At 43.2% G+C, this 12,956-nt stretch carries 10 protein-coding genes; 8 read left to right on the forward strand and 2 right to left on the reverse strand.

What is annotated here, in order from left to right; genetic code table 11:
- Nucleotides 1-12 precede the first annotated feature (12 nt).
- From QN395_RS13895 to egtB, 7 genes are all read left to right on the forward strand, one after another.
- Nucleotides 13-561, forward strand: a complete 549-nt coding sequence (locus QN395_RS13895) for a sterol desaturase family protein (protein WP_322118463.1) — start codon at nucleotides 13-15, stop codon at nucleotides 559-561.
- A gap of 400 nt (nucleotides 562-961) precedes the next feature.
- Entirely contained in the window at nucleotides 962-1,693 is a 732-nt protein-coding gene (locus QN395_RS13900; protein WP_322118462.1) for a hypothetical protein, read from the forward strand.
- A gap of 660 nt (nucleotides 1,694-2,353) precedes the next feature.
- Nucleotides 2,354-4,945 carry a cation-translocating P-type ATPase gene (locus QN395_RS13905; protein ID WP_322118461.1) on the forward strand — a complete coding sequence of 864 codons (2,592 nt, stop codon included), beginning with the start codon at nucleotides 2,354-2,356 and terminating at the stop codon, nucleotides 4,943-4,945.
- Between the two features lie 54 nt (nucleotides 4,946-4,999).
- A complete protein-coding gene (locus QN395_RS13910; protein ID WP_322118460.1) occupies nucleotides 5,000-5,548 on the forward strand; it encodes a cytochrome b in 549 nt (182 codons plus the stop codon).
- A gap of 288 nt (nucleotides 5,549-5,836) precedes the next feature.
- The gene (gor, locus tag QN395_RS13915) at nucleotides 5,837-7,219 is read left to right on the forward strand and encodes a glutathione-disulfide reductase (protein ID WP_322118459.1); all 1,383 of its coding nucleotides are present in this window, start codon (nucleotides 5,837-5,839) and stop codon (nucleotides 7,217-7,219) included.
- Nucleotides 7,220-7,242: 23 nt separating this feature from the next.
- On the forward strand, nucleotides 7,243-8,169 hold the full coding sequence (egtD, locus tag QN395_RS13920; RefSeq protein ID WP_322118458.1) for an L-histidine N(alpha)-methyltransferase: 927 nt from the start codon (nucleotides 7,243-7,245) through the stop codon (nucleotides 8,167-8,169).
- 87 nt (nucleotides 8,170-8,256) lie between these two features.
- Nucleotides 8,257-9,561, forward strand: a complete 1,305-nt coding sequence (gene egtB, locus QN395_RS13925; protein WP_322118457.1) for an ergothioneine biosynthesis protein EgtB — start codon at nucleotides 8,257-8,259, stop codon at nucleotides 9,559-9,561.
- 17 nt (nucleotides 9,562-9,578) lie between these two features.
- Here egtB and QN395_RS13930 read toward each other — a convergent pair whose 3' ends face one another.
- A complete protein-coding gene (locus QN395_RS13930) occupies nucleotides 9,579-10,148 on the reverse strand; it encodes a BON domain-containing protein (RefSeq protein ID WP_322118456.1) in 570 nt (189 codons plus the stop codon).
- Between the two features lie 329 nt (nucleotides 10,149-10,477).
- Between QN395_RS13930 and QN395_RS13935 the strand changes: the two genes are divergently transcribed.
- Complete coding sequence (locus QN395_RS13935; RefSeq protein WP_323492213.1) at nucleotides 10,478-11,380, forward strand: YihY/virulence factor BrkB family protein; 903 nt, start codon at nucleotides 10,478-10,480, stop codon at nucleotides 11,378-11,380.
- Nucleotides 11,381-11,522: 142 nt separating this feature from the next.
- Here the strand turns inward: QN395_RS13935 and QN395_RS13940 are convergent, their stop codons facing one another.
- Nucleotides 11,523-12,584, reverse strand: a complete 1,062-nt coding sequence (locus QN395_RS13940) for an OmpA family protein (protein ID WP_323492214.1) — start codon at nucleotides 12,582-12,584, stop codon at nucleotides 11,523-11,525.
- Between the last annotated feature and the right edge of the window lie 372 nt (nucleotides 12,585-12,956).

Raw genomic sequence — 12,956 nt, forward strand, 5'->3', positions numbered from 1 at the left:
ATTAGGATCAACATGCAAATTTTTAGCCTGGAACAAAGCAAGCTGGCGTACCGCGTTGATTTTATTTTCTACAGCATTACATCCATCTTGATGGCGACTTTTCTGATTACATTAAGTCCATCAGAACAATTTTTAAAAACAATCACCTTTGTACTTACTGGTTTACTAAGCTGGACTTTGATCGAATACGTATTGCATCGTTTTGTTCTGCATGGTGTGCGCCCTTTTAGTACATGGCATCAAGAACACCATCAACGTCCGACAGCCTTAATTTGTACACCGACGATCTTGAGTGCAATGCTCATATTTGGATTGGTTTTTTTACCGACTTTAGTGATAGCTGATTTATGGCGAGCATCGTCTCTTACCTTAGGTCTGCTGACTGGCTATCTTTTATACACAATCACACATCATGCAACACACCATTGGCGAGCGAATTATGCTTGGTTACTTCGACGTAAACGTTGGCATGCAGTGCATCATCATCCATCAAAAAAAATCAGCCACTTTGGTGTAACAAACGCTTTCTGGGATAAGATTTTTGGAAGCGATTCAAATTAATTGAACTTGAACTCCCGATTGTCAGCGTTTAGTCCGACATCACTAAATGCTCCTGAAGAATTTTTTGAAAATCTGCTCCAAGTGGTGACGAAGATCGTTATGCTACAAAGCGAATTTCCAACACGAAGTGTTTGAAAAACTTCACAGATGTTTCAATAAAAAATCAAATCCAAACGGAATTTATCTTAAAACAGTACATTGTTACACTTACTTGAAAACGTAACTAAATACCTACTTAGAGATACAAATCAATTGGAAAATCCCCCTTATTCTTCGATTTAAACCACCGTAAAAATCGATATATAGACAAGATGCCCCAGGGTCTTCTTGGTGCTGTATTAAATGGTGTGCTTAGTGATGTATTCACTCACGTATAAATTATTGAATAAAGGAAAAGATCATGTCTATATCGTCAATTGGTGGAAACATATCGCCTCTTTCAGCTTTACAAACATCCAATGTCTCAGCAATCAACTCCGCAACGCCGACCGTCGATCGTGACGGAGACGGTGGACGAGTTCGCGGTGGTGGCGGTGGCAAATTTGCATCCGCCCTGACTCAAGCGCTAGCGCAGCTTGGCATCAGCGGCACCTCTACTACGGATAGCACAAGCACATCTGGTACATCAGCCACCTCGCCAACTTCTGGTACCTCTAGTACTTCTAGCACCTCGGACGCAACATCGGCACAAGATCCACAGCAGGCATTAGCTGCATTTGCGCAAAGTTTATTTGCGGCGCTTCAATCACAATCCAGCTCAGGAAGCTCAAGCACATCGTCCTCAAGCTCGGACTCAGGTACAGATCCAAGCAGCGCAGTATCTGGTTCTGGTGGCGGTGGACATCACCACCATGGCGGTGGCGGGATCAGCAAGCTTGAAGGCGGCATACAAAATCTGATACAACAACTATCCTCCTCAAGCACTGACACCTCGGACTCTACCAGCGCAGGAACAAGCACATCAGGATCATCTAATTCTGCTATCGACGCACTTAAACAAAGCTTCACAAATTTACTGGCGGCAGATGGTCAATCAGGTAGCAGCGCAACTCTGAGCAGTTTTCTAACCAATATAGAAAAAAATCTGCAAGGTGCGACACCAACCGGCAATGTAGTTAGCACAAAAGTTTAAATCGCTGGTACTTCTAATTTAAAATTAGGAACTGTTAACATTGAAATAAAGATTATGCGTAACTTAAAACGCGTGTTTTGAAGTTAGTGTTAGCAGTGCCTACTACTGTGTAACTGAGTTTTTATTTTTTAAATTGACTTTATTGAATTGCGAAACAGATGAATGACACCGCGTATTTTGTCTAAATCATAGTTCGACCTATTCCAACATCACATTCGCCTTCCAAACACAATTCAGCCTTAGACTTTACCTTAGACAAATTGTCCTGGGATGCCAATTCCTAACACTAGATTACTTGAGCTAGATCAAGCGTTACTCAGATTTTTTATGACACGATTATCTTCGCAATGAAGATTCATAATGCAGACTCATCAATCAAGCTTGTTCGGTATCGAGCAAACCAAAATATAGCCCAACACTATATTGAATCTGGATTTTCGGCTGGATCGCTATCGCCTCATAGAGTCCCTAAAAGCGTACGATGTTGAGAGCAATAACACCATCGTGATTTGCGTGCTGACGCTATAAAGACAATTGTAGATGTACTACTAGAAAATCTGGGTTCGAGCTGGTATTACCTAAAGATGTATTTTCATTCGCATTTTTTATATCAAGAATGCTCTCTCTTATGCGGCGCATCAATGTTAGGAAAGAAAACTCATGTCTATCTTAACCAATTCGACAAGCGGTTTAACTACCAATGAAGTAGAAACAAAATTGCACACAAACGGGTGGAACGATTTACCGTCAGCTAAGCCGCGCTCGTTTCAAGCGATCGCGTGGACAATCGTTAGCGAGCCTATGTTTGTTTTATTGATTGCCTGTGGAGCTATTTATTTGGTGTTGGGCAATATAGAAGATGCCGCGATCTTGCTTGGATCCGTCTTCATCATTATAGGAATGAGCTTTTCTCAAGAGAAAAAAAGTGAACGTGCTCTTGAGGCGTTGCGAGATCTTTCTAGTCCACAGGCACTTGTTTTACGCAACTCTACACAACAGAGAGTTCCAGGACGAGATGTTGTTCTGGGAGACATCATCTTACTAGTTGAAGGTGACCGTATTCCGGCAGATGCCTTTCTTATCGAAAGTCAAGGTCTGACCGTTGATGAGTCTCTGTTAAGCGGTGAATCTATTCCCGTTAGAAAATTAGCAAGCGAGCTATTCAGCGAAGACATGGTGATGCCTGGTGGCGATGATCACCCCTGTATCTATTCAGGAACTTTGGTGGTGCAGGGTACCGGCAAGGCACAAGTAGTGGCAACTGCTGGCAATACCGCGCTTGGACGTGTGGGCAATGCCTTATTTACATTGGAAACTGAGCCAAGTCGAATCCAAACTGAGACTCAGCACGCTGTCAAAGTCATCGCATTATCGAGCATCGCTCTGGTTCTCTTTTTGATGGCATGGTATGGCATCTCCCGTAACGACTGGATGACCGGAATTTTAGCGGGATTGACCTTAGCAATGTCATTATTGCCCGCAGAATTACCTTTGATTCTGACGATTTTTCTAGGGATAGGCTCGTGGCGTATCGCAAAAAAGCGAGTCTTAGCAAGACGTATTTCTGCCATTGAGATGCTAGGTGCGACGACTGTTCTGTGCGTCGATAAAACTGGCACCTTGACTGAAAATCGCATGGCTTTGTCCCAGATCATACTTCCTGCAAAAGACCCTGACGAACAAGATCTAGTGCAGCAATTTAATGACATGCAGTCCTTAAAACCAGAACATTTTCCAGAGAAGTTCCATGAAACTTTGGAATTTGCCATCCTATCGAGTCATAGAAATCCGTTTGATCCGATGGAGAAAGCCATTAACGAAGCTGGAAAAATCGCGCTGCGTGGAACCGAACATCTACACGCAAATTGGAGCTTAATTGAGGACTATCCTCTGTCACCTGAATTGCTTGCAATGTCACGCGTGTGGCAATCCCCTGATCTTGTGGATTATGTGATCGCAGCAAAAGGTGCCCCCGAAGCAATCATTGATTTATGCCATCTATCGGAAAGCGCGACGCAACAGATTAACATTCAGGTTAATCAGGTTGCAAAGCAAGGACTACGCGTACTCGCCGTGGCCAAAGCAAGCTTCCGGCGTGGCGACCTGCCCGAAATTCAACATGATTTTAAATTTCAGCTAACCGGATTAATCGCTCTGGCTGATCCCCTGCGACCTAGCGTCAGGAAGGCTGTTACGGAATGTCATGCTGCTGGCATTCGTGTGATGATGATTACTGGTGACTATCCGGCGACTGCTCTTAGTATCGCAATGCAAAGTGGACTGGACGTTACGTCGGGTGCCATTACAGGATCAGAATTAGAGGGGATGAGCGATATTGACTTGGAGCAGCGTATACAAAGCAATCCATCGAATTCAGCCAACGTATTTTGTCGAATACAACCAGAACAAAAATTAAGGCTCGTCGTCGCATTAAAAAATATCGGAGAAATTGTAGCCATGACGGGTGATGGCGTGAACGATGCACCCGCGCTAAAGGCAGCTCATATCGGTATCGCCATGGGCGGACGAGGCACGGATGTCGCGCGAGAGGCATCCGCCTTGGTGTTACTCGATGACGATTTCAGTTCTATTGTGGCGGCGATTTCTTTAGGGCGCCGGATTTTTGATAATGTACGGAAAGCCGTCGTATTTGTCATTGCCGCACATATCCCGATAGCAGGTATGTCGATACTGTCCGTAATGATGGGGTGGCCCTTGATCTGGTTGCCGGTACATATCGTTTTTTTTGAATTGATGATTAATCCAACCTGTTCGATTGTATTTGAGGCGGAGCAAGAGGAAGCGAATGTAATGAACCGCCCTCCACGCTCTACAAAGGCGAAAATATTCGATAGGCCGTTGTTCATGATGGGGCTACAGCAAGGCGTTTTTTTGTTACTTATTTTAGTAGCAGTTTATATGGGATCTACGCAATTAGGACTTCATACTGAGCAAGCCAGAGCTTTAACTTTTTCAGCAATGATTGTTGGTGACATTTGGTTGATCTTGATCAACCGATCCTCATCATTACCCTTTTTCGCCTCATTAAAGTTACCCAATCCTGCATTATGGTGGGTGATCGCCTCAGGAGTAACCATGCTGGGACTAGCCCTATTTGTACCCTTTATGAGTCAGTTATTCCATTTTGTGTCCCCACCATCCAGTGTTTTATTGCTGATGCTGATCAGTGTCAATATGCTGTTGACCTTGTTCGTCGTTGCAACCAAATTTCTCTCTCCCAGAGAAGTTTGATTCAAAAATCAAATTTATCTTTGAATATTTTTAACCTACTAAAAAAGAGTATGTATGAAATTACGCAATAACAATTCGAACTACGGTTCGCTGTCGATTGGACTGCACTGGTTTATGTTGATCTTGATTGTGGCCGTGTACGCCTGTATGGAACTGCGCGATATATTCCCGAAAGGAAGTCAAGAGCGGGACGCGATGAAGACCTGGCACTATATGCTAGGTATGTCAGTCCTGTTGTTTGCATTGGCTCGCGTCATAATTCGAGCGACTCAGACAGCGCCGATAATTACACCTGAGCCAGCCAATTGGCAAAAAATACTCGCCAAATTAATGAAAATTTCGCTGTACGTCTTAATGATCGGTATGCCAATTGCAGGATGGCTGATACTCAGTGCGAAAGGGAAAACAGTCCCATTTTTCGGTTTGCAACTACCAATGTTAATTGGAGAAAATAAATCGACAGCAGGGTTAATCAAGGAAGCGCATGAAACAGCCGCAACAATAGGATATTTTTTGATTGGACTACATGCCTTAGCTGCCCTATTTCATCATTATATTATTAAGGATAATACTCTGATCAGGATGCTGCCACGCCGTGATTGATTGACGACAATCTATCCAACACTCCTCAAAAATATTCTCGATCTCTTCGAGAATATTCTCTTGTCATGTGACATTAATCTAAGCCGTTTATAATCATTCCGGAATAAGCATATGCAAATAAACGCTCACAGGTTGTTTGCTGGATATGACGTGCGCATTTTCCGTTTTAAAAATAGACTTCCTTGTTATTGCCAAGATTTTCTCCTGACTGATCCAAGAATAATGGCTGATAGTGAAATCAACTACCGTATGGATCGTTCAAATCCGTTTTAAGACGAAAGGAATTCCATGAGCAATGTTGATTTTGACTTTGACTTTTTTGTGATTGGTGGCGGTTCCGGCGGTGTTCGGGCCGCACGTGTCGCAGCAAGTCATGGCGTGAAAGTCGCGATTGCAGAAAGCGACCGTTACGGTGGCACCTGCGTTATCCGAGGTTGCATTCCCAAGAAACTCTTAGTTTATGCCTCACATTTCGCTGATGATTTCTCCGATGCAGAGGGCTACGGCTGGACAATTTCTAAGCCAACTTTTTCCTGGAAAAAATTAATTACCGCTAAGGACAAAGAAATTGATCGTCTTAGTCGGATTTATCAGGACTTGTTAAATAATTCTGGTGTGAGTGTGCTAAACGGTCGTGCGCATTTTGTTGACGATCATACTGTTGAGGTGAATGGTCAACGTATCCGTGCAAAATATATTTTGATCGCAACTGGTGGCAGACCTTACCGTCCATCAATCCCTGGAATTGAATATGCCATAACCTCGGACGAAGCTTTTGAACTGGCCGAGCTACCAAAGAAAGTTTTAATTGTCGGCGGAGGTTATATCGCGGTCGAATTTGCAGGCATTTTTAACGCGCTTGGTGCAGAGGTGATTCTGTCTTATCGAGGCGAGCAGGTACTACGTGGTTTTGACCCCGATCTTGGCTTGCATCTGCAAGAGGAAATGCGTAAAAAGGGAATCACGATTGTACTCAACAGCACCGTAAGCGAATTGATCAAACAAGACGACGGACTGATCAAAGTCAACATGGACAAAGGTGATCACGGTCATCTTTTGTTCGATACTGTCATGTATGCGACTGGCCGAATTCCACAAATTGACAATCTGCATCTAGAGAAGATTGGTGTCGATATCAAATCAGGCGGCGTGCGCGTTGATCATACGTCACGTACCAGTGTTCCACATATTTTTGCTGTTGGCGATGTGACCAATGGTATTGCCCTTACTCCTGTGGCAATTCGCGAGGGCGCTGCATTGGCGAACTCGTTGTTTGGCCCGACCCCCAGCTTACCCGATTTCAGTATTGTTCCTTCTGCCGTATTCAGTCAGCCCCCGATTGGTACCGTTGGTTTAGGAGAAACCGACGCGCTAGAGCAATATGGAGAACTCGATATCTACAGCTCCAACTTCAAGCCGCTGAAAAATACCTTATCCGGCAATCACGAGCGAACATTGATGAAGTTGATTGTTGACACAAGAACCCAAAAAATACTGGGTGCACACATGATCGGTCCCGATTCACCGGAAATCATTCAGGGACTCGCAGTCGCAATCCGCATGGGAGCGACCAAAGCAGACTTTGACAACACAATCGGCATTCACCCCACAGCAGCTGAAGAATTTATGACGATGCGCGAAAAGAAAACGAAGCTTAAGCATGGATCTTAAAACACATGGACATTAACACCATCATGCCAAATACAGAAAGTCTCCAACGTATCGAAATCATTGAAGGACTAAGCCAGCCATCCGCACAGATTTCACCAAAATATTTTTACGATACCAAAGGCTGCGAACTGTTTGAAGCTATTACGCTTTTGCCTGAATATTATCTGACCAGAACAGAGCAATCCATCATGGCCAGTTATAGCGAACAAATCGCACAAGCAGTTGGCAAAGACCAGACCATTATTGAATTAGGCGCCGGCAGTTGTGAAAAAGTCCGTCGCCTGTTCCACTCTATAAAACCTGCCAAATTTATTGCCGTTGATATTGCATCCGATTTCTTGGTCGAATCAGTGCGTAATTTGCGACAGGAGTTCCCAGAGATTGACATCCGTCCGGTGGTGGCAGATCTTACCTCTGACGTCATATTGCCAGAAGATTTACCTATGGGAAAACGCTTAGTATTTTATCCAGGCTCGTCTATTGGTAATTTTGATCGCCAGGATGCATTGGCTTTGCTAACCCGCATCCGGAGATTGATTGATGTCGACGGCGCATTATTGATTGGCGTTGATTTAAGAAAAAATAGTGCGATTCTGGAAGCTGCCTATGACGATGCAGCAGGTGTTACAGCGGCATTCAATCTCAATGTTTTAAATCATATCAACCGTCTTATTGCAAGTGATTTCAAGCTCACGCAATGGCGGCATCTGGCGATTTTTAATACGGACGAATCACGGATTGAAATGCATCTGGAAGCAATCGAAGATACTCAAGTGTCTTGGCCTGATGGCAAGCGTTATTTTAAAACAGGTGAGAAAATTCATACAGAGAACAGCTACAAATACACGCCTGAAGTATTTATGGATCTATTAACGCAAGGCGGATTTAAACATTCTCAGATGTGGACTGATGAGAATGGTTTATTCGCTGTGATGCTAGCCAGACCTTAAAAATTCTTTATCAAAAATTTCTGTTAGTTCGCTACAACTATTTATATTCCGTTAATTCAACCAAATCAAATGCTAACAGTCCTGCCAATGACATCTATCAATTCACATCTAAATTACACTTCAATCCGTAATCAAACGATGTCTCTGGCTGCACCACTGTCAGCCGAGGATTGTTGCGTTCAGGCCATGCCAGATGCCAGTCCTGTCAAATGGCATCTGGCGCATACCACCTGGTTTTTTGAGACCTTTGTGTTGGAGTCTTGGGAGCTTGAATTTAAGCCCTATCACTCGGCATTTCGTGTTCTGTTTAATTCGTACTACAACGCCATTGGTGACAAACATCCTCGTTCGCAACGCGGCATGTTAAGTCGCCCCAGCTTGGATGAAGTCATGGCTTATCGCGCCAATGTCGATCAGCGGATTCAAGCATTGTTAGTGTCCAATATCGACAACCAAGCGCTGCTGCAAATGATAGAACTGGGACTGCATCATGAGCAGCAACATCAAGAATTGATGCTGAGTGATATTAAATATTTACTTTCACTCAACCCGTTATTCCCAAGCTATAAAAATATTTCCGAGTCAGTTGAACCACCAAACGAACTGCGCACTAAATTGCCCAAATCTACAAAAGATTTAATGTGGTGTAATTTTGATGCAGGGCTTGTTCAGCTAGGTCGCAATAGCTCAGAAAATAAGTCAGAAAATACGGAATTTTTCTTTGATAACGAGACACCACGACATCAGGTTTATTTACAAGCGTATAAACTAGCTTCCCGTTTAGTGACCAATAGCGAATACGCTCAATTTATTGCTGAAGGTGGTTATCAGCAAGCGCAATATTGGTTATCAGAAGGATGGGATTGGCGTAAAGCACAAGATCGCCATCACCCTTTATATTGGGTGAAAGAAAATAACGTTTGGAATGAATTTACCTTGAACGGACTAGCTCCACTCAATCCTGATCAACCTGTCGTACATATTTCTTATTTTGAAGCCGATGCGTATGCTCGTTGGGCAGAGGCACGACTACCAACGGAGGCTGAATGGGAAAATGCGGCTGCGAACTTGCCGTTAAAAGGTCATTTTTCTGACAGCGGACTATTTCATCCTATGCCTGATCAGGATCTTTACAATCTATTGTCCCCGGATGGGCTGACACAAATGTTTGGTGATGTATGGGAGTGGACGCAATCCAGTTATGCGCCCTACCCCGGTTTTCGCGCCAAAGCAGACGCCGTTGGAGAGTACAACGGCAAATTTATGGTCAACCAGTATGTATTGCGAGGTGGCTCTTGTGTGACGCCAGTGAACCACCTCCGGGCTAGTTATCGGAATTTTTTTCCAGCACATGCTTGCTGGCAGTTCTCTGGCATCCGCCTAGCACGGTAGCTCAATATCTGACCAAGCTACTTTTTTATACTCATCTGATTAGTCACTTTTTGTACGCCTTCAATCGTTTTGGCTACTTCGGTTGCACGCATGATTTGCGTATCGCTATCGACAAAACCACTGAGTTGAACATCGCCTTTGCTCGTAATCACGGCGATATCTAAGCTTTTGATCGAGGCATCAGCGATCAAGGCAGATTTCACTTTTGCTGTGATCACACCATCGTCAATTTTGTTGCCGATAGTTCTTGATTCTTTCAGCATTAATTTATTATCGACAGACTTAACGCCTTCTACATTTTTTGCAATTGCAACGCTGTGATCAATTTGACTTTGGCTATCAACAAAGCCACTCAACATTGTTTCGCCTTTGCGAGTTGCGACTTTGATGTCATACGCTTTTACCTCATTGTCAGCCAATAAAGCAGAAGATACTTTCGCACTGACAACGGTATCATCAACTTGCGTACCGACGGAGATCTGTGGTGCAGAACTACCAGCAACATCGGTTGGTTTATTGCAGCCAGCAAGCAAGATTAACAATGCGCCGGTTGCGCCCCAATATAGTCCAGTGGATAATTTTTTCATGACATGTCCTTTGATTTTATGAATAGATAAACTGATCAGCAAAACAGAGTCCTACCTGTAAATAACATCCATCAGTGCTTTAGAGAGGCTGCTTACTAATGATTTATGATCCTGTTCAGAACAGTAGAATTCATCCCCACTGCTGACTGAATCATGCCTTTAGCCATGTTGATACTCTGTTCGCTAACGTACACAAATTTTTATTTTTGGAAAAATAAACATATTCCAATTAAATTAAAGCATTATCAAAAAGTGCAAAAAATAAAATAAGCTGAGAACTTAACAGGCAAACTCGTAATCAAATAATGACTCAATCGATTGATCAACCAATGAAACCAAATTCGTCCCCCATCAAAAAAATGATCAAAGTCATTTTCCTTTCGATAAAAGAATGGATAAACCATAGAGCAGCAAGTAAAGGTGCAGCGTTAGCGTTTTATACCTTATTTTCCATGGCGCCGATTTTGGTATTGGTGCTGGCAATTGCGGGTTTCTTTTATGGCAAACAGGCAGCTCAGGGCGAGATATTTAATCAGTTACAAAGCTTGGTCGGTCGTAATAGTGCCGAGGCGATTCAGACAATGTTAGCTGGTGCGCGCAACCCAGAAGATGGGCGTATGGCAACCATAATTGCCAGCGTGTTGTTATTAATTGGAGCCACTAGCGTTTTTGCAGAATTAAAAGAGAGTCTGGACGAAATTTGGCAAGTACCCAAAACACGTCAATCCAGTATTTGGGTGGTGATACGTACGCGCCTATTATCATTCGGCCTGATATTGGTACTCGCATTTTTGATGCTTGTATCGCTGGTTGTCAGTGCGGTATTGGTATTCCTGGAGCATTATTGGGGTGCATTGCAAATTGATGTTGCGGTGATTTTAATACCACTGTCTTCATTAATCGGGTTTGGTGTTATTGCCTCGCTCTTTGCGGTTATTTTTAAAATGTTGCCACAAGTAAGATTATCCTGGCGAGATGTGTGGATTGGTGCGGCCGGTACCGCTGGATTATTCACCATCGGCAAATATGGTATCGGTGTGTACATCGGGAACAGCGGCATAGCAAATAGTTTTGGTGCAGCCGGATCAATGATTGCATTATTACTGTGGGTTTATTATTCAGCGCAAATATTTTTATTAGGTGCAGAATTTACCCGTCAATACGCTCTGTGTTTTGGTAGCTTGCGTGACCTCAATTCAGATAAGACCTTAACTAAAATCACGAAACTGTAAAACAATCTTTGCCTAGACGTTGAATAGAGAATGTTGTGTTAAAAAGAAAATGGCTAGAACAATTATCTGTTCTAGCCATTTTTTTGTAAGAAATAATTTAGCTATATTCTTACCATCTATTTTTACTCACATACTCAAAATATTATTGAACGCGACGCTCAACAGTAATTTGTTCTACTTCTACCCGGCGATTTTGTTCCAGGCAAGTAATTAAAGCGGCCTTATTCTTTTCAGTACACTGTACGACTGGATTTGTTTCGCCTTTACCTTGCGCCGTTAAACGTGTAGCAGCAACACCCTTATCGATCAAATACGCTTTGACGACCTCGGCACGACGCTGTGACAATTTCATGTTGTATTTAGTCGTACCAATACGATCAGTGTATCCACTGATGACTACATCATTGATTTGCGTATTGTTATTCAGTACGTTAGCGATTTCATCTAATTTTTGTTGTGGCATACCTAGTTTAGCGCTGTCAAAACCAAATAACTCCGTCGCTGACAATGTGACTTTTTCAAAGCGAACTGGTGGTGGAGCTGGTGGCGCTGGTGGTTGGGGCATTGTCTCTGTAATGACCAATGGTGCGGCCACTGGCGCGGGTTCTACACGAGCAACACGTTGCACAGGTTTGTCGAAGGTATAGACCAGACCAACGTTCAAATAATTATTGTTTGAGTTACTAAAGTTAAAGTCGTTACCATGTACAAAACCATGTACCCGGCGCAAGTCAGCTTGCATTGCCCACTGGTCTGAGAATCCATACTGAAAACCAACGCCAGCATTTAAATAAGCAGAATTTGCATCTCTTTGAAGTGCCTGCGCATTGATATTTACTTTGTCATACTCAACGCCGCCGCCGATTAACACAAACGGGCGAAAGCTCTTACGAGAAAACATATATAAAGCATCTGCGCCTAATGTATTTTGCTGGTAGCGTGTTCCGTTTGTGCGCTGACGACCATAGCTGGTACCGAATTGCAAATCCCAATCCTGGGAGAACGCTTTACCGAAACGAATTGCAGCGGCTTCGCCATGTCCCGTCACGCCATAGTGCGTATCTGCATCCAATACGCCCAAACTAGGTGCGACATACCAAGATGGATTGTAGTCATAATTTTCTGGCGCGCGTTGTGCCATGCTGCTGGATACTACTCCGCACAATAAGCTAACAGCGAGCGTGATTTTATTAAATTTATGCATATAAGACCCTGAGTAGAAAGTTAGAAATAAAAATGAATTAGAAAACAAATTGAAACTAATATTAAAAATATTGATGACGGAGAGATTTAAAAATTCTTCCTACAAAGAACTAGAGACGATCTCACGGCAACGCATGAGAACGGAGCTTACGGAGTTGTACATATGGCTTCTGTGCGCTAACCAACATAGAAATTAAAAAAGTAAATTTTTTAAAAAAGTACACAACTACAGCATGCACATGAGGTGGTGCATGCTGATCTAACCAAGGTAGTTGTGAGGAATTTAAAAGGGAATTAGTCCTGTCCGGCCGCTAAAAAATTTAAGGCTGACACTGAATTTACTGAGGAATATTCTGAACAATTTTGATTGTTA

The sequence above is a fragment of the Undibacterium sp. RTI2.2 genome, assembly GCF_035018705.1.
Taxonomy (GTDB): Bacteria; Pseudomonadota; Gammaproteobacteria; order Burkholderiales; family Burkholderiaceae_D; genus Undibacterium.